We start from the raw sequence: 17588 nt of genomic DNA, 5'->3' as shown, positions 1-17588 counted from the left end.
ATTGCTAACAAGATCACAATTAAACCGGAGGGGTGTATGACAGGATCCGGCTCCAAAAATAAATTATCAGTTTTCACACTGATGATGATTAATGTGGCGGCCATTCTGTCATTACGCGCCCTTCCGGGACTAGCAGAATACGGCTGGGGATTGATATTCTACCTCGCCCTTGGCTCGCTCAGTTTTTTCATTCCTTCGGCCCTTGTGGCAGCGGAACTTGCTTCCGGCTGGGATGATGAAGGCGGGGTTTATCTCTGGGTGCGGGAGGCTTTCGGACCCAAATGGGGATTCGTGGCCATTTTCATGCAATGGGTTGAAAATCTGCCCTGGTTCCCGGCTGTGCTTGCTTTTGCCGGATCAGCCATCGCCTACACCTTTAATCCGCAACTTGCAGATAACAAATGGTTTATCGTGGCGGTCATTCAGATCAGCCTGTGGTTGGCGACATTCCTGAACTTCCGGGACATGAAGCTTTCGGCCTTCTTCAGTTCTTCCGGAGCCATTGTGGGCACGATTGTACCCGGAATCCTGATCATTGTACTCGGTATTGACCATGTACTGTCCGGGGGCACGGTACAGATTCCCTTTACCCCGGCAGCCCTCATGCCCGACATAGAAAGTCTGCAACAGCTCATGCTCCTTGCGGCAATGCTGATTTCTTTTACAGGCATGGAGATGTCGGCGGTGCATGTGAATGAGGTCCGCAATCCGGCGGTGAATTACCCCAAGGCGATCTTTGCAGCCAGTGCTCTTATCATCGGCCTGTCCGCGTTGGGATCACTGGCAATCGCCATGGTTGTCCCGGCAGACGGTGTAAGCCTCAGTGCCGGGGTATGTCAGGCATTCGACAAGCTGTTCCAGATTCATAAGATGGAGTTCATGACCCCGGTCATCTGTTTCCTGATGGCTTACGGAGCCTTGACCATGGTCATCACTTGGATGGTCGGCCCCTCCAAAGGCATACGCGAGGTGGCCCGCGAAGGTTACCTGCCCAAAATGTGGCAGAAGACCAATCGTTACGGCATCCCGACCAACATACTGATTATCCAGACAACCCTTTCCGCGCTCGTTTCATGCGCTATCCTGTTCATGCCTACGGTATCCAGTGCGTTCATGCTCATGAGTGCACTGGCGGTACAACTGTACCTGATCATGTATCTGCTCATGTTCGCAGCTGCCATAAAGCTGCGTTATACAAGGCCGGACGTGAAAAGAGGCTACACCATTCCCGGTGGAAAAATCGGTATCTGGTGTGTATCCGGCCTAGCCATAGTAACCTGCATCTTTGTTTTTGTTTTCGGTTTCATCCCGCCCAAGGCTGTTCTGGACGAAGGGTTTTCAGCCTCTGCGGGCTACATTGGATTTCTTGTCGTGGGGATTTCAGTATTCACCTATGTCCCTATCTACTTCTACAACAGGGCCGTAAAAAAACGCTGAATCGAATAAATGAATCAGGGGAGGAAAAGAATATATGTCAGCTGACCATAAAAAAATGGGCGTGGTAGCCTGTACAGCAGTTGTTGCCGGAAACATGATGGGGTCCGGCATTGCGCTGCTGCCCGCCAACCTTGCTTCCATCGGCAGTATCTCCATTATCGGCTGGGCTGTGGCCCTGATCGGTGCTCTTGCGCTGGCCTATGTCTATTCGCGGCTTGGCATGGAAGACCCGCAGGAAGGCGGCCCTATCGCGTATTCCGGCGAAGTGGCACCTATTCTGGGATACCAGTCCGGTCTGCTTTACTATCATGCCAACTGGATCGGAAACCTTGCCATTGCCATTACCGGAGTTGATTACCTTTCGGTGTTCTTTCCGGCCCTACAGGACCCTGTAGCTTCCGGCGTCACATCTCTGGTACTTATCTGGATATTCACCGGAATCAACATACTGGGTGCGGACTGGATCGGACGTCTGGTTTCCGTTGGGGTTGTCCTGTTGCTTATTCCGGTCGTAATTACCGGGACTGCCGGCTGGATGTTCTTTGACGCATCCCAGTTCCACGCCAACTGGCTGATCAAGGGCCATACCCCTGATTCTGCTGTGCTGGCGGCGATCATCCTGTGCATCTGGAGCTTTATCGGCATTGAGAGTGCCGCGGTAAACACAGCGGTGGTTAAAAATCCCAAACGCACCATTCCACTTTCGACCATGATCGGTACGGCACTGGCCGGATTGGTTTACATCCTTTCCTGTACCGCCATATCCGGAATGTTCCCGGCAGAGAAAATGGCCTCTTCCGGTGCTCCGTTCTCGCTCGCAATGGGACATATCTGCGCATCACTTCCGTTTGCACAGTCCATTCCCAAAGTAGTATCCGCGGTCACAGCGTTTGCGTGTCTGGCTTCACTGGGATCATGGATGATGCTGGTTTCCCAGGCTGGAGCAAGGGCCTCCAGTGACGGAACCCTGCCTGAAATATTCGGCCGCAAAAACAGCCACGGAACCCCGGTCATGGGCCTGATTCTATCCTCAGTCATGATGAGCATACTGCTTGTGGTGCTTATGCTGCTCTCAAAAGGCGGCGACACGCAGTCCCTGTTTGGAAATATAGCATCCATTGCCGTACTCCTGACCCTGCCGCCGTATTTCTATTCGGCCCTCAACCTGCTCCGACGTTACGGATTCCATGCTAAAAAAGCATGGTTACAGATTATGTCATCTCTTCTGGCATGCGCATTCTGCCTGATTGCCCTTTCCGGTGCAGCAAAAGACGCCCTTATCGGCTGTATGATTGTCATGTTGTGTACCTTCATCTTCTACGTGGGCAAGGACCGTTCTAGATTCGAACGCAAAGTCCGGGAGACCGCAGGCAAGTAAGTTGATAATACCTAAAATACCAATATCAAATCATTAAACATTGATAATCCCGGCCTCTGAATGAAGCCGGGATTAGTTTTTTCAAGACAAACCGTCTTTTTCAAAGATATAATACCACCATTGATTGAAGTTATTTATTAACTGATGCGATTAACACTTATCAACATTAACTAAAAAACATCTTCGGAACCCTAATGACTAAAAAGATAACTCTAGCTCTGATTATTGTGCTGTCTTTCCTTTGCATAAGTGGCTGTTCATCACGCAACACAGTACCGCCTTCCCCTTTGTCTACTTTCAAACCGCAACTCGGAACATTCAATGTACGCATTGTTTTATTCCAGTTGAAAAAGAACGGTCATCCTGAAAAAGTTGAAACCGGTTCTCTGCCTATCGCCCAAAGCGTAATCGCAACTCTGGCCGGAATGGGCTATAAATATCAGCCAAATGGAGAGGTAGATTACCTGATCGAAGCGCGCGTTGGTTCAATTTCCCCCAAAGTAGCAGCGCATGGCGCACAGCAGCAGTTTAAATTCGTGGACTCACTGCCCTACGGTCCTTCTTTCAGAAATTACCCTATGATGGTGAATACATGGTCGCCCAACATCGAGCGTGCGAAACAGGCTCCCAACGCTTGCTATCTGATGGCGGAGCTGCTGGTCAAAGAAACCAACGTCCAAGGAGAACAGGTTATCTACTCCGGCTCCCCTGAACCGATTGAAGTTCCCTATGAATTGGGATGCCCGTTCGCCAAATGCGGACAGGGTGTAAATCAGGGCCTGACCAGATTCCTGAAAAAACGTTTCTCTCCGCGCTCCGCTGAATAGATACTTTTCACCCTTTCAAAGATGGACATACATAATGAAGAAAATTCTTATTCCCATAGCTTTATTGGCAATCCTCAGCGCCTGCTCCTCATGGCATAACGATAATTATCCCGACCCGGCAGTGGCTAAATCCGAATTCAAAAAGGATCGGCAGGAATGTGAAAAGCGGACAACTGAAAAGCTTCAGATCGGCGTTAAAGAATCTGACCGGACTCTCAGAAGAACACGTGACAATGTGAATTTCTCAGCCAATTACAACCGGGCAAAAGAATTTGATAACTGCATGAAGGCCCGCGGCTGGGTCGAAAGATAAAATGACCTTGCACGCTAAAAACCGGGATTCTCCTTTTGGATAATCCCGGTTTCATCTTTTAAGAATCATGAGGTTGAAACATCACCAAAATTTACCTGTAGAAATAAATTTTACTGCTTGAACGAACAACTTCTTATGATTACAGTAATTAAATAAACCATACTAATTTCTGAGGAGTTTAGATGCTATTTCACGACCATATGCGAAAATTCAGATTCCTGACTATTTTGATATTCCTGTTTGCAACCCTAATAATGACCAGCCCTGCAAATGCTTCCGGCCTGGATCCACATAAAATACTTTCAATTGCAGTGATACCGGAACGTGCTGATCTGGACTTCTGGATGTTGTTAAAGAAAGGGGCACTCAAAGCGTCTACCGACGATGGTAAGATTAAAGTTCTCTGGATTAATACAGCCGGACACGGAAGTTTCAAGGAACAAAAGAAGCAACTCGAATGGTGTTTGAATAATCAGATCGATGCAATTGTAATTTCTCCGGTCCATGGACGGCGGATGAAAAAAGCACTCCAGAAAGTGGTTAACAGGGGGATTCCCGTAATCCAGATGGTCGCCAAATCCCCAATCTCCAAAAGCGGATTCATTCATTCAGACAACTTTAAAGGCGGAGCATTGGCCGCAGATTTTCTGCAAAAGGAACTTGGCGGATCAGGATCAGTGGTTTTGGGGCTGTTTACCAAGGGGAATTATCCTGTAAACAGACGTATTGAGGGATTTAAAGAACAGTTGAAACGTATTGATTCAAAGATAAAAATTGCCAAATCAATCTACGTGGGCAAGTCACTGCAAAAAGGAGCTTCGAGAACCAGAGTTGCAATGTACGGCAACGATACCCCCAGTTCTAAATCAAATATCAATGCCGTAATTGGGTTAAACGAGAGCAGCAGTGAAATACTTCTGCATACACTGGATCACATGAAGAAGCTCGACGGGCTGAAGTTCATAGCATACAACCCGGACCCGCACATGATCGATGACATTAAAAACGGTAAAATTGCCGCAGCCGTAGCACAGGACCCGTATGAAATCGGACGTCTTGCCGTGACTCAGGCCGCAATGGCAGCCAGAGGACAGAAAATCCCCTCTGAAACCAAAACAGATGTTTACCTTATAACCAAAGAAAACCTGAACAACCCAAAAAATCAGGAAATTCTCGGATTGAAAGAGCGCACCCTTTAATCTTTAAACTTTTACTTTAACTTTTCCAGATATACTTTTGAAAAGTTGACCCGTGTTTTAAATATAGAATTAATGATTGAAAAGCCTCCAGTACCAATAAATGGACTGGAGGCTTTTATTTTTACTTCATGCCGCGTTTGGATGCTTTAAGGGGGTTGACCATTTTAGCTTTACCGGAGGTAACCGTCTTTATCAGATGTTTGTTTTCTTCGAACAACTCTATCGTTGCAAAACCGTTCGCCTCCAGCAAATCCCAAAACTCCTGCCGCTTTACCCCGTAGCGGTTAACATCGGCGTGCCGCTTATCTAGCTTGCCCTGATCAGTCAGATAAAGGCCTTTACTGTCGATTGCCAGCAGCCTTTTCCGGCCTTCAAGCTCGACTTCCTGAATAATCATGTCTGCTGTGGTTCCGAATCTGTTTACTCCATCAAGCATATCCTGCTCCAATTTAATTTGGTTTAAATGAATTAATGAGATTGAATTTCAAGATCACTTAATCCGGTTATGGATACAATGTCAATCTCGGCGACCTCGCTTTCTGACATTGCAGCCATGAATTCTTTGAACCCAGCGCGGCTGCCCAGCACTGCGCGCTTACCTCCAAGATAACCGGGGCTGCTCCCGGTAAGCGGGCATCCTTCTGTGTCATCCACTGTATTCCCGGTATGAATACGCACGTATGATCGCTCAGGGACTTCCTTAACGGTCCAAAGCTCCCGCCCTTTTGATGGCGAAAATTCGAGCTTCAATGGATAGCAACCTTCCGGTATGCATGAGACACCCGTTTTATTTTCCCGCCACGGTTCCTCAAGGCTCCAGCAGATGACTTTCCCGTCCACTGCGAGGACGCCAAGCGTTGCCTCATCGCCCTGCTCAATACGCACCAATTTAACCTGTTTCATAACTGCTTCCTTAAATTGAATTAACAAAGGATTACCCACGGGAAATCCACACTGCCAGTGGAACAACTCAAGGATCAGCCGGACTTAAAAAATCTTGACGCGGTCCGAAAGATTGGAATGTCAGGTAATGGAATACTGAAAATCTAATGAATGGAGAATCTTGGCTTGAATACAAACAAGAAAAGGACAAAGAGCAGAATTCCTGCCACGCCGAACAATTGTTGCGGCCCACCAACATAAGCCAGTATCCTGATCCCGCTGCCCCAAAGAAAAATAGTAAATGCGCTCAGGGTTAACACAGACCAGCCGCACATAGGATTATCCGCAGCAAACAACTTCACCAATTCCGGCAAACCGCGACTGAACAACAACCACAGCAGAACGCTGACAAACACGCCCCCAATCAGGAACACCCACCACGGCGACAGGTGCATCCCCTGATTAAAACGCCCTACATCACCATTATCAGCAAAGGCTCGCATGTAGATATATGCTACCAGCTCCATGAGATTAACCACTGCCAGCCAATAGACGAAATGATACGACCACTTATTTCCCAACCTTCCTTTGAGCATGGAGAACAAGCACAGACATGCCACAATCGAATGCATTATCAAGGGATTGAAGCCAATGAACGCACCGCGCAGATTATGACCTTTCGCAAAGACGCTTGTGTAATCCACTCCCTCGTCCCAACCGGTCATCATCACCGGATTACCCCAGATAATACCGAACGGACTATCCTTCTCACCCAGCAGATATGCCGTAGTGCTATGTGTAAACTCGTGCATGACGACCATGATGGATTGCAGCACAAGAATGCTTACGATAGCCACGCCCAGATAGCGCACAGTCTGTGTAAACTTGAGAGAGTTTTCCATTACTCCATAATACGCTTCCTGAGGCTTCGGTCAATGAAAAGCCCCGTCCTTCGAATTGAAGAACGGGGCCGTTTGAATTTATTTGGCAATAGATAGGTAAATAATCTAATTCCCCCACTCAACCCGCCTTACACGGGCCTCACCACGCTCGACAGTTCGCTGGTATTTTACGGCAGGCTTGCCGAAAAGCATGGCGTAACCGAGTTCGTGGTCAGCGGGTATGCCTAAGCGTTCTTTGAGGTCCGGGAGGACTGATTCGATTACACGCTTGAGGATACCGTTCCAGAGTGTGCCTATCTTCATGGAGCTGGCCATGAGTTCAAAATAGGACAGAAAGATGGTCATATCTGCCACCCGGCTGGGTGCGCTCTCCGGTGCGGAAACAACGATGAAATGAGGCGCATCACGAAAAAGAATATCCACACCGTTTTCCTTTTTCTGCTGGCAGACCATTTTAAAAAGGTTCACCACATACGGAATCTCGGAGAGGTTGTTTTCAAGGGCAGCTTCAAGACGACTGTATATCTCGTCACTGAATTTCTTTACCGAATCCGGGTCATCCATCATGGTGATATGCACACATCGCGAATTGACCCCGGTGGGGGCATGCCATGAAACATCAAGAAGTTTTTGAATCCGCTCCGGCTCGAGAGGCTCCGGCTCATAGGCACGGATTGAACGGCGACCTTTGATAAGTGCTGCAACCTGATCCTCTTCCGGCATTTTGCCCTTGAGAGGCATTGAATCTTCCGGGGAATTACCCAGAATAGAGATTGCTCCCACAGGACAGACAGCAAGACAGTGCTGGCATTCAAAACATTTCTGCTCATCAGTGATTCGTGGATATTCGTCCAGCTCAATCAAACCGAAAAAACAGTCCTGCGCACACAGCCCGCAAAGCACACAAAGGTCTTCATCCACCTTGAAATTCTTCATATATACCCCAATTAAATATGTTTATGCAGAGGCAAAAGCCTGTTCCTGAATCTTCATGCCGGATAAAGCAATTGCGCGTGTTTCAATAGCGGACGGGCGGCAATCATTTTTTAAACAATCGCCCCGCGTCCAGCTTCCACTAATCTCAGCCATAACAATGGATGATTTTTCAAGATCAATCACCTCATAAGTACGGCATTCAAGGGCCAGCGGCGCAGCTTCCAGCATTGGTATATCTTCGCAATTTCCATAAAAAATTACACAACGGCAATCAGTGCACTTGCATTTTTCAGAAAGGGATGCCGCTATCCCCAGACTGTTCAACCTTCTGCCGGAAAACAGGTTCAGGCTGAATTTGCCTTCAGTCAGAATCCGCTCATGCAACGCGCTGCCTTTTGTAATTTCAACAGCAGCAAGGGTCAGTTTGCCGTTAATACGCGGTTCCGATGCCAAAGGGAGGTAATCCGGGCGGCCATCAACATGTCCACCCAATAGAGTATGAGAAATTCCCACTTTTAATCACCAACTACTTCATAAATTTTTTGCCGACATTGAAACCGGAACCGTTCACTTCACCCAATGCCACATATTCACGTGTTGCGGGGGCAAACACAAAAGGATCAGCCGCGACGATCATGGGCATGCCTTTGTCATTGAGGATATTTTCATCAGCCTTGATGCCGACAATCTCACCCACAAACTGAGTATGCAGACCAAGCTCAATGCTCTCGACCACCTTGCATTCAAAGATGAAAGGGAACTCATCCACGTAAGGCGCATCTACGAGTTCGGAACGTACCGGAGTCAGCCCGGACGCAGCAAACTTATCTGTATCCCTGCCACTTGCCATACCGAAATAATCAGCCTCAGCCACATGCTTTGTGGAAGGTATGGATACGGTGTACGCCCCGCGCTCCATGATGGAACCATAAGAATATGTCGCCTTGCGAAGGGAGACGGTAAGCATTGGCGGTGAAGAATTACAAATTCCACCCCATGCAATGGTCATTACATTGGGTTTACCGTCTCTGTCGTAGCTGCCGACGCACCATACCGGGGTAGGCATTGCAAGGGTATTGGGTTTAATACTTTTTTTCATCACGACCTCCTTATGACTTTTCTGCCATACACTTTTAAATATCTGTAACAACATCAGCAGGCTTTGCAACCGACTCTATATACTGAGCGGTCAAAAGCAACATTCCGGCATAAATAATTACGGGCGGGCTAATCTCCTGTGTTTTCGAGCATTACCCAATATTTTATCTCCGGTCTTCCGACTGCCAGCCGGACCATGGCATCATGCGTCATGCGGACAGGATCGCTATCCATATGCATTCGGTAAGATGCTTCAGACGTGAAATGAGTATAGATTAAAAACAAAGCAGGATCGTCTTTATCCTGATGCAAATTGTAGATCAGTAATCCTTCCTGCCCTGAACACCCGGATGCGCCTTTTTCAAGCACTTCCTTCAATTTGCCCTCACATCCGGGCTTGGCCTTAATGCGGGCGGTCAAGATAAAGTTATCCCTGCAAAACATTGTTTAACCTGTAATGTCACCGCCCGCTGCAAGAGCCGCGATGTACTTGGTTTCAAAAAGTCCTAATTGCTTTTTCATTTCACCTTTCCTTAAATGCCAAGAGTCCGGTCCACCCCTGCTCATTCATAATTATATACTCAAACAGAACCGCTAATCACATCCGCAGGAAAGATGAACAAGCAACATTAACATCCACAACATTTGTCGTAGACAAGAAAAAAGACAGAGATTTCAAAACCTCTGCCTACTTAATAACTTAAAAAGAATCGAAGAACCTACAAAGAAGCAATTCCCTCGCGCAGGGCGTAGAGTGTGGCCTCCACGCGGTTAGCCAGATGCAGCTTGGAAAGAATGCTGGTCATATGGGTCCTCACCGTAGCTTCACTGACAAACATATCCTCGGCAATAGCCTTATTGCTCTTGCCCTTGGCAACCAGCCTGAGGGTATCCAGCTCACGGGGCGTGAGAGGATCGGGTGTAGGAGTCGTTGATTCTTCGCCGGACTGGGAAAGCTCTGAAAGCACTTTACGCGCAATATCCGGAGCAAGGGAAGGCTCACCGCGATGTACACGGCGGATAGCTTCCAGCAACTCTTGCGGAGTGGAATCCTTAAGCAGATAGCCCATAGCTCCGGCTTTAATTGCGGGAAAAAGTTTGTCGTCGGTAGCAAAACTGGTCAAGGCGATAATGCGCCCCGGCAGCTTGCGGTCCCTTATTTCACGGATAGCCTGAATACCATCCATAACCGGCATAAGCATATCCATGAGGATGATATCCGGCGAAAGCTCAGCAGTAAGATCTACCGCTTCCTGACCGTTGGCAGCCTCGCCGACAACCTCAATGTCATCAAAACTGCACAGAAAACTGCGCACGCCGATACGTACTATATCGTGGTCATCAACCAGCAGGACCTTGATCACATCACTCATCTTCGCCTCCATATCCTTGTATATCAAAAACTTTCACGGTCAGCACAGTGCCTTTACCGGGTTCACTGGCTATATCAAGTTCAGCATTAATCTTATCAGCCCGTTCACGAATACTGCGCAGGCCCATACCTCCGGTGGGGAGTGTTGCGATATCAAAACCCCGCCCGTCATCAATAATCCTGACGGTTGTCTCACCTTCCGCAAAATCAACCTGCACTGTAACAGACTCCGCTTTGGAATGCTTGGTTGAATTATTAAGGGCCTCAATAGCGATACGAAAAAGTCCTTCCTCCACCCGCAACGGCAGACGCCTTTCATCCCCTTCCACAAAAAGGTCGGCCCCGAGTCCCGAGCGGATTTCAACAGAATTCAAGCGGGCCTGTATTGCTCCGACCAGTCCTTCACTTTCCAGTTCCGGGGGATGCAGATCGAAAATAAGTGAACGCATGTCACGCATGCCCTGCTGGGCCATTCCCTGCAAAGCTTTGAGCTGTTCAATTGCCGCGGTTTCCTTACCGGATTCTAGGGACCGCACAGCCGCGTCAGAACAAAAGGTGATGGCATAAAGAGCCTGAGTTACTGAATCGTGCAGTTCACGCGCCAGCCGCTGACGTTCACCCTGTACGACCAGCTTTTCACTCTGTTCGAACATCCGGCTGTTACGCAAGGCAAGGACCGCCTGCGCCGCGAACATTTCCATAATGCGCTGGTCGGCACGGTCGAAACCGCCGCTCTTGTTGGAAACCATAAGCAGACCAAGCTTTTTATCCCCTTCCAGAAGCGGAACGATGATCAAAGTACGCACTTCATCGCTGCGTTCAGCCGCAGGAATCTCACTCTGGGCGTCGCGCACAATTATGGTTTTGCCTTCCTTGAAAATACTACCGTAATAGCTGGACTCAACGTGATAAAATTCCTTGGGACATCTGGGCGCACCTGCTCCGCAAACGCAGTGCAGGGAATCCCCTTCATGAAGCATCAAAGCACTGCCCATGCCGTTGACAATGATCCGGGCTTCTTCGGAAATAAGGCCGAGGACCCTGCTTTCTTTGCCTTCAGGGCACTCGAGAAGCACGTTGGCGACCCGGCGCAGACTCTCACTTTCCAGAAGCTGACGTTTGGTCTGGCGGGCTGCAGCAGCACTCTCAATGGCAACTGCCACGGTATTTAAAATACCTCCGATGAGTTCACTGGTCGCCACATCAAAAGTGAATCCGGGCTGATCCGAAGAAACAAGGGCTACACCGACCATACGATCACTGTTGGTGATATGAAAAAGCGAAGCACTGCCGGAGCGCACAGCATCAGGCAGAATATCCGCAAAAGACCGGCTGGCCTTATTGGAAGAACAAAATCCGTAACTCTTGCCGTCCACTCCGCTCAAAGTATTGCCGGACGGGCAAAGCCTCAAACCCTGCAATGCACTCTGGCACTCTTTGGAACCGTAACCGAACCCGGCGCAGGGAGCGAGGCCGCCTGTCTCTGAATCAACCAGAAAAATCGTGCAGCACCCTTCGCCTACAGTTCCGGCCAAAACTTTGGCCAGCCTGCTGAGGACCTCATCCGGATCAAGCGCACTGGTCACTGTGCGCGAGGCTTCAAGCAAAAGCTTATTACGCACATGCTCGGCATTCAAACGCGAGAGCAGCATACTTGAATAACGGTCCGTGGTCAGTGTCAGAACTTCAGAAGCATATTCCTCAAGCTCGTATAAAAAGAAGAGTAATTCATCCTTTTTATCAAAAAATTCCAACCCGGATTCAATAAATGCCTGTTTGCAAAGTAAAGTACCTTCAACGACATCGCGGATACCCACTCCACGGTCAAGCTTGATTCCGGCACAGCTATTAAAGTAACTCTCCAACGGCACGAAATCACCACGGATAAAGCATTCAAGATTCATGTTCACACCAAATGAGGCGATCTCTTTACATTCCTCAAATTCCATACCTGCATACCAGCGCGGTTGATTCTCTATCAGCAATTCAGCGAAGCGGCTGGAAACAACATCAGTATTCTCAAGCAGAAACTCGCCGATTATCTTTAATTTTTCATTTCTCATATCTCTAAATCCCGGAAGGCAAATGTGAATCAGGCCCATCCTGAAAATCAATTCTTAAGTAAACAACTAGCATAGTCAAATAATGGCAAAATCAGATAAATGGATGAATCCTTGATTTCTGATCTTCTTTAAGTTTTACTTACCGGCCCAAACTTAAAGTATTACTTCAACTAACAATAAGGAAATTCATAATGGAAAATAAGACTGTTCTGATTACCGGCGGCAACAAAGGAATCGGTCTGGAACTGACCGAAATGTTCATTGCAGACGGTGCGAATGTCATAGTCGCAGCCCGTGATTTCTCAAACTTCAAATACAACGACCACCCGCAGGTGAAAACACAGGTTTTCGACTTCAGCAATGTAGCCGGAATACCGGAACTGATTGCAAGCCTGCCCGCAATCGACGTACTTATCAATAATGCCGGTGTTATGTACGCAACGCCTTACGATGAATACACAGCCGAAGACGTCGACAAAGTGCTTAAAATCAACATCGAAGCCCCGGTTGCGCTGATTACTGCCGTATCCAAATCCATGATTGAAAATAAATACGGAAGGATAGTTAACAACGCCTCCATTGCCGGTCAAATCGGCCATCCCGACGTCTGGTACGGAATCACCAAGGCAGGAGTCATCAACATGACCAAGAGCTTTGCCAAAATTCTCGGCCAGCACGGTATCGTGATCAATGCAGTTGCTCCCGGTCCCATTGCAACCGACATGCTGGATTCAATCCCCAAAGCCCGCCGCGACGCAATCAAAGCAGCTGTCTACACCGGACGCTTCGGCAAACCTGAAGAAGTGGCTTCCGCCATGCACTGGCTTGCAACAGACTGCCCGGAATACATCAACGGAACCTGCATAGACATCAACAACGGTTCCTTCCCCAGATAATAAAAAATCCGGGGAGATTCTGCGATCTCCCCGGAGTACCCTACATAATTTAACGATACCTAAATCTTGATCTTCATCAAAACAACTTCCGGTCTACTCGTCGTCCTGAGCGGCGGCCCCCAGATACCGACCCCGCAGCTGATATAGTAATTCGTATCGCCCTTCCGGTAAGTTCCGTACTCCTCTTCATAAATACGCTTCACTACCAGATTGAACGGAAACAACTGCCCGTTATGGGTATGCCCGGAAACCTGCAAGGCCACATCAGCCTTCTGCGCTTCCTCAAGATGATGCGGGGTGTGATCCATGAGTATTATGGGCAATTTGTTATCCTTGGGAATTACGTTATTCAAGGCTCTGCGGATACCACCGCCGCGCATTGTCGCAAAATCATTGCGCCCTGCCAGCAGGAAACGGTTGTCCACGACAGTCGTGCTGTCCACTAGCACTTCAATTCCCTGATTCTTCAGCATCCGCAAAGACCATTCATTGCCGAGATAATACTCATGGTTCCCAAGCACCGCATATTTGCCCAGCGGAGCCTTGATACGTGCGAGCTCATTCACCGCACCGCTAATCTCGCTGTCATGATCATCCAGAACATCCCCGACCATGAGCACGATATCCGGGTTCAACGAATTAACCATATTCACCACACCGCCCACGCGGTCGCTGGTCATCAGCTTCCCGGCATGCAGGTCGGAAAACATGACCACCCGGTACTCCCGTGCATCCTTGCTGCCCTTGGAAAGATCAAAATCAACTTCTTTAACAATGGGCGAAGTCGCATTGATATAGCCGCCAACGGCCATAACAATAGAAATCAAACAAAGAGCCGCAAAAATCTTCAGCCTTGGAATCTTGATACCGTTACCGAGAATTTTCATGCCCCAGCGGATCGGCTCAAAACATAGTCCAAGCGGAACCATGCAGACAATAATCGCCGCCCAGCTGTAACCAGCACCCTGCATCAGAATCTTAAGCAGGTAGGGCAGCTTCTCCGGGAAAAACACGGTGATCGGCATCACCAGAGTCATCAGGTCAGCAGCGGCCAGAACCCCGCGTTTAAGTCTTGGATTATCAACCAGCAGCCTGCATACCCACAGCCGGATGTACAGATAAAAAACAATATAAGTAATCGTAGCTCTTACATAAAATGACATAATTCGCCTGATAATTTTCTCGTTGAAGTTTCCTGATCATACCTTAAGGCAGAACAATAGTAAAAACACCAGACTTAAATCGTATTAAATAATAAAAACTGATTATAGACAGCTAAGAAAGTGCCAGATCCTGGGAACAAAAAAACGGCTGGAACGACGCGTATAAAGACATACGCGAGTTTCAGCCGTTTTTGCAGTGACAACGCAGATGGTGCTTTATCAGCTGTCTAGAAGACGTCAGCCATGGAGTAAAGCTTACCGGGCTTCTGGTCTTTAAGCCAACGGGCGGCACGCAGCGCACCCTGTGCGAAAGTTTCGCGGGAATGGGCACGGTGAGTAACTTCAATGCGTTCGCCGGGTCCGAGGAAGTAAGCTGTATGGTCGCCCACAACGTCACCGCCGCGAACAGCCATTACGCCCAGCTCGTCTTTTGTTCTTGCGCCGATAATGCCGTCACGGGAATGCTTCTTCACTTCGTCATAGACAAGACCGCGTGCTTCAGCCATGCATTCAGCCAGCTTCAGCGCGGTTCCGCTGGGGGAGTCCACTTTTTTGTTATGGTGAATTTCTGTCATTTCCATATCGTAAGCAGGTCCGAGCATACGCACCAGCTCAGGCAGAATCTTGAGCAGCACGTTTACGCCTACGCTCATGTTCGGAGCGAGAAATACGGGAACCTTTTTGGCGAATTCTTCGACCTGCGCAATCTCTTCATTGGTCATACCGGTTGTGCCGATAACAACAGGGTTGCCGGTAACAGCCGCGGTTTCCAGAAGTTTCAAAGTCGCAGCCGGGGAAGTAAAATCTACAATTACTGCACCGGGAACCTTGGTCAGCACTTCCTGCGCATCTGTGCCGCAAACGCAACCCAGAGCATCAAGTCCTTCTTCACAGCCGGAACGCTCCATTACTGCTGCAAGTTTCAGATCATCACTCTGCTGTACACAACGAACCAAAGTATCGCCCATGCGACCTTTCGCGCCTATGATTACTACATCTGTCATAGTGAACTCCTTTTTTTGCCTCCGGCGGCTGGGGAAGGGGAACTTTTCATTATGCTTCGCATTAAACTTTTTAGGACGAACTTCGAAAAAACAAATAGCGTAGCTTAATAAAAGGGTTTAAGCCCCCGGAGGGATCGCCGATAGGCATTATTAAATTTCTCGTTACTCTGCGTTTACGATATCCATATATTCGGCTTCGGTCATGATCTCCACGCCCTTAGCCTTAGCGGATTCGATCTTCTTCGCCCCTACTTTGCTGCCGCAGACCAGAAAATCAGTCTTTCCGGTAACGGAAGTCTGAACCTTCGCGCCCAGACGTCTTGCCATAGCCTGCATGTCTTCGCGGGAGCCCTGCTCCATTTTTCCGGTGAAGACGATCCCCTTTCCGGTGATGGGACTTTCGAGGCTTTCAGTATCTGCGACCAACGGAGTGCGGCGCAGATTGAAATCGAATTCCAGCATGTGCAGGATGGTTTCCCTGATGGCTGCAATTCCCTCAGTCACAGAATGGCTGGTGATATCGCCGAAGCCGTGCAGCTCGATGAGCTGTTCCTGCTTCACGTTTACCACATCTTCCAGCTTGAAATGTCCGAGCAGTTTTCGGCTGTCAGCCTTGCCCAGATCGGGAATTCCAAAAGCAGCCAGAAAACGCCAGTCGTCTGTTTCCTTGGTCCGGCTGATGTACAATGCTTCCGCAAGATTGGTAGACTGAACAGGACCGAAACCAAGCCTCTGGAAATCGTCTTCCGCCATTTTGTAGACCGACTCAAGGGAATTGAATCCGGCTTTTACCAGCTTGGCGATAGTTTTCTTGCCGAACCAGTCAGCATTGCCGAGGGTCTTGAACCAGTATTCCAGCCTCTGTTCCACCCGGGCAGGGCAGCTGAAATCAGGACATTTCAGAAAATCATTCTGCCAGAAAAGTTCCGCACCGCATGAAGGGCATACCTCTGGCAATTCCACTTCTTGTGCTGGCTTGATTACTTCCTCCAGCTTGGGGATAACCTCACCGCTGCGGATAATACGGATTGTCGCGCCGATGCCGATACCCTGATCACGCAGCATCCCGGCATTATGGGCGGTAACATTGCGGATAGTAGCCCCGGAAACCGAAACAGGCAAAACTTCCATGACCGGAGTGACCGCTCCCATGCGTCCAACCTGCCAGCGGATAGCCTCAACCTCGGTAACCGCAGACTCACCTTTCTTTTTTATCGCAATCTGCCAGCGGTAATGATGGGCAGTAGCTCCGAGACGCTCCTGAAGCGCGGTATCCATAACCTCGGCAACCATACCATCTAAGGGATAATCTGCCGCTTCCCAAAGCTCATCGGTAATTTCCCAGACCCTGCTGGCCAGCTCCTCGCCGCTTACAACCTTTTTAGGCAGCGTGCTGTAAGGAACAAAACGCACGGCTTCATCCTGCAAAGCCTGCTTAGCGGCTTCATTTACCTTATCAGAAGTGATGATCCCCACAACCATGTTGCGCGGGTGCTCAAAGGAATCTGAAAGGTGTTCGGCAAAATATTCCTGACTACAGACAATCTCACCCACGCCCTGTCCTCGACCACCGATAGCCACAACGCCCTTGGCGAAAGCACTGGAAATCTCATAACCGACTTCACCGTTACCACGGGTGGCAAAAACCTTCCCGTCATCACGGGCAGCCAGACCGTCCAGCTTCGGCGTAACACGATAGGTTACATTCTTGATACCCATAGCCTTGGCTTCTTTTTCCACACGGGCCACAAAACGCTGAACCTCATCCGAGGTATACGCTTTTTCAGTAGATAGCATAGGACGCGGATGGCGAACCTCAACCTTTTCGCTGAAATTTTCAGGCTCAACGTTGGTCAGAAACGGATGCTCAGGATCAAGATCACGCAGCTGCTCGGTAAGTTCATCGTACCGGGCATCACTAATGGTCGGCATACCACGCCGATATGACTCGTTATGCTTCTCCAAAAGAGAAACTAAATCTTTAATTTCTTTAGTTTTATTCTTCACTTTAAACTTTAATATTTTGATGCGCTATGCGCTTTTTATGGAAAGAAGATGCCTTCGGCGACCCTGCCGGGGGCCTTAAACCCTTTTTGAAAAAAGGGTTTAAGAATCCCA

At 48.7% G+C, this 17588-nt stretch carries 18 protein-coding genes; 6 read left to right on the top strand and 12 right to left on the bottom strand.

Features of this window, described 5'->3' with window-relative positions; all coding sequences use genetic code 11:
• Positions 1–36: 36 nt before the first annotated feature.
• The 5 genes from ACNI29_RS16750 to ACNI29_RS16730 all read left to right on the top strand — a co-directional run bounded on the left by ACNI29_RS16750 (position 37) and on the right by ACNI29_RS16730 (position 5154).
• Positions 37–1437 (top strand): amino acid permease, encoded by a 1401-nt coding sequence (locus ACNI29_RS16750; protein WP_419779515.1) that lies wholly within the window; start codon positions 37–39, stop codon positions 1435–1437.
• A gap of 34 nt (positions 1438–1471) precedes the next feature.
• Positions 1472–2815, top strand: coding sequence for an amino acid permease (locus tag ACNI29_RS16745; RefSeq protein ID WP_419779514.1), 1344 nt, complete (start codon positions 1472–1474; stop codon positions 2813–2815).
• A 194-nt stretch (positions 2816–3009) separates the two neighbouring features.
• The gene (locus ACNI29_RS16740; protein ID WP_419779513.1) at positions 3010–3642 is read left to right on the top strand and encodes a hypothetical protein; all 633 of its coding nucleotides are present in this window, start codon (positions 3010–3012) and stop codon (positions 3640–3642) included.
• 34 nt (positions 3643–3676) lie between these two features.
• Positions 3677–3955 carry a membrane lipoprotein lipid attachment site-containing protein gene (locus ACNI29_RS16735; RefSeq protein WP_419779512.1) on the top strand — a complete coding sequence of 93 codons (279 nt, stop codon included), beginning with the start codon at positions 3677–3679 and terminating at the stop codon, positions 3953–3955.
• 182 nt (positions 3956–4137) lie between these two features.
• Entirely contained in the window at positions 4138–5154 is a 1017-nt protein-coding gene (locus tag ACNI29_RS16730) for a substrate-binding domain-containing protein (RefSeq protein ID WP_419779511.1), read from the top strand.
• Between the two features lie 121 nt (positions 5155–5275).
• Here the strand turns inward: ACNI29_RS16730 and ACNI29_RS16725 are convergent, their stop codons facing one another.
• The 9 genes from ACNI29_RS16725 to ACNI29_RS16685 form a co-directional block, all read right to left on the bottom strand.
• Positions 5276–5590, bottom strand: a complete 315-nt coding sequence (locus ACNI29_RS16725; RefSeq protein WP_419779510.1) for a hypothetical protein — start codon at positions 5588–5590, stop codon at positions 5276–5278.
• A 32-nt stretch (positions 5591–5622) separates the two neighbouring features.
• Positions 5623–6057: a DUF5675 family protein gene (locus tag ACNI29_RS16720; protein WP_419779509.1), complete on the bottom strand. Its 435-nt coding sequence runs from the start codon at positions 6055–6057 to the stop codon at positions 5623–5625.
• A gap of 143 nt (positions 6058–6200) precedes the next feature.
• Entirely contained in the window at positions 6201–6938 is a 738-nt protein-coding gene (locus ACNI29_RS16715) for a hypothetical protein (RefSeq protein ID WP_419779508.1), read from the bottom strand.
• A gap of 105 nt (positions 6939–7043) precedes the next feature.
• Positions 7044–7874 carry a nitroreductase family protein gene (locus tag ACNI29_RS16710; protein ID WP_419779507.1) on the bottom strand — a complete coding sequence of 277 codons (831 nt, stop codon included), beginning with the start codon at positions 7872–7874 and terminating at the stop codon, positions 7044–7046.
• A gap of 21 nt (positions 7875–7895) precedes the next feature.
• Positions 7896–8387, bottom strand: a complete 492-nt coding sequence (locus ACNI29_RS16705) for a flavin reductase (RefSeq protein ID WP_419779506.1) — start codon at positions 8385–8387, stop codon at positions 7896–7898.
• A 13-nt stretch (positions 8388–8400) separates the two neighbouring features.
• Positions 8401–8973, bottom strand: a complete 573-nt coding sequence (locus tag ACNI29_RS16700) for a flavin reductase family protein (RefSeq protein ID WP_419779505.1) — start codon at positions 8971–8973, stop codon at positions 8401–8403.
• Between the two features lie 128 nt (positions 8974–9101).
• The gene (locus tag ACNI29_RS16695) at positions 9102–9392 is read right to left on the bottom strand and encodes a putative quinol monooxygenase (protein ID WP_419779504.1); all 291 of its coding nucleotides are present in this window, start codon (positions 9390–9392) and stop codon (positions 9102–9104) included.
• Between the two features lie 299 nt (positions 9393–9691).
• Entirely contained in the window at positions 9692–10345 is a 654-nt protein-coding gene (locus ACNI29_RS16690) for a response regulator (RefSeq protein WP_419779503.1), read from the bottom strand.
• Positions 10338–12407 (bottom strand): sensor histidine kinase, encoded by a 2070-nt coding sequence (locus ACNI29_RS16685; protein ID WP_419779502.1) that lies wholly within the window; start codon positions 12405–12407, stop codon positions 10338–10340. Before ACNI29_RS16685 ends, ACNI29_RS16690 begins: the two co-directional genes overlap by 8 nt.
• A gap of 191 nt (positions 12408–12598) precedes the next feature.
• Here ACNI29_RS16685 and ACNI29_RS16680 point away from each other — a divergent pair, with 191 nt between their 5' ends.
• Positions 12599–13303, top strand: coding sequence for an SDR family NAD(P)-dependent oxidoreductase (locus tag ACNI29_RS16680; RefSeq protein WP_419779501.1), 705 nt, complete (start codon positions 12599–12601; stop codon positions 13301–13303).
• Positions 13304–13362: 59 nt separating this feature from the next.
• Here the strand turns inward: ACNI29_RS16680 and ACNI29_RS16675 are convergent, their stop codons facing one another.
• From ACNI29_RS16675 to ACNI29_RS16665, 3 genes are all read right to left on the bottom strand, one after another.
• Positions 13363–14466, bottom strand: coding sequence for a metallophosphoesterase (locus tag ACNI29_RS16675; RefSeq protein ID WP_419779500.1), 1104 nt, complete (start codon positions 14464–14466; stop codon positions 13363–13365).
• Between the two features lie 227 nt (positions 14467–14693).
• Positions 14694–15470: a 4-hydroxy-tetrahydrodipicolinate reductase gene (gene dapB, locus ACNI29_RS16670; RefSeq protein ID WP_419779499.1), complete on the bottom strand. Its 777-nt coding sequence runs from the start codon at positions 15468–15470 to the stop codon at positions 14694–14696.
• A gap of 162 nt (positions 15471–15632) precedes the next feature.
• A complete protein-coding gene (locus ACNI29_RS16665; RefSeq protein ID WP_490722740.1) occupies positions 15633–17477 on the bottom strand; it encodes a BRCT domain-containing protein in 1845 nt (614 codons plus the stop codon).
• Between the last annotated feature and the right edge of the window lie 111 nt (positions 17478–17588).

The sequence above is a fragment of the Maridesulfovibrio spiralis (SeqCode) genome (assembly GCF_048571135.1).
Lineage (GTDB): Bacteria > Desulfobacterota > Desulfovibrionia > Desulfovibrionales > Desulfovibrionaceae > Maridesulfovibrio > Maridesulfovibrio spiralis.
The sequence above is the reverse complement of the archived record's forward strand: the minus strand, read 5'-3'. Positions and strand labels throughout refer to the sequence as shown.

Coding starts and splice junctions, on each gene's coding strand:
- ACNI29_RS16680 (WP_419779501.1), top strand. CDS start 12,599: ATGGAAAATAAGACTGTTCTGATTACCGGCGGCAACAAAGGAATCGGT.
- ACNI29_RS16675 (WP_419779500.1), bottom strand. CDS start 14,466: ATGTCATTTTATGTAAGAGCTACGATTACTTATATTGTTTTTTATCTG.
- ACNI29_RS16730 (WP_419779511.1), top strand. CDS start 4,138: ATGCTATTTCACGACCATATGCGAAAATTCAGATTCCTGACTATTTTG.
- ACNI29_RS16715 (WP_419779508.1), bottom strand. CDS start 6,938: ATGGAAAACTCTCTCAAGTTTACACAGACTGTGCGCTATCTGGGCGTG.
- dapB (WP_419779499.1), bottom strand. CDS start 15,470: ATGACAGATGTAGTAATCATAGGCGCGAAAGGTCGCATGGGCGATACT.
- ACNI29_RS16685 (WP_419779502.1), bottom strand. CDS start 12,407: ATGAGAAATGAAAAATTAAAGATAATCGGCGAGTTTCTGCTTGAGAAT.
- ACNI29_RS16740 (WP_419779513.1), top strand. CDS start 3,010: ATGACTAAAAAGATAACTCTAGCTCTGATTATTGTGCTGTCTTTCCTT.
- ACNI29_RS16690 (WP_419779503.1), bottom strand. CDS start 10,345: ATGAGTGATGTGATCAAGGTCCTGCTGGTTGATGACCACGATATAGTA.
- ACNI29_RS16750 (WP_419779515.1), top strand. CDS start 37: ATGACAGGATCCGGCTCCAAAAATAAATTATCAGTTTTCACACTGATG.
- ACNI29_RS16720 (WP_419779509.1), bottom strand. CDS start 6,057: ATGAAACAGGTTAAATTGGTGCGTATTGAGCAGGGCGATGAGGCAACG.
- ACNI29_RS16735 (WP_419779512.1), top strand. CDS start 3,677: ATGAAGAAAATTCTTATTCCCATAGCTTTATTGGCAATCCTCAGCGCC.
- ACNI29_RS16710 (WP_419779507.1), bottom strand. CDS start 7,874: ATGAAGAATTTCAAGGTGGATGAAGACCTTTGTGTGCTTTGCGGGCTG.
- ACNI29_RS16725 (WP_419779510.1), bottom strand. CDS start 5,590: ATGCTTGATGGAGTAAACAGATTCGGAACCACAGCAGACATGATTATT.
- ACNI29_RS16700 (WP_419779505.1), bottom strand. CDS start 8,973: ATGAAAAAAAGTATTAAACCCAATACCCTTGCAATGCCTACCCCGGTA.
- ACNI29_RS16745 (WP_419779514.1), top strand. CDS start 1,472: ATGTCAGCTGACCATAAAAAAATGGGCGTGGTAGCCTGTACAGCAGTT.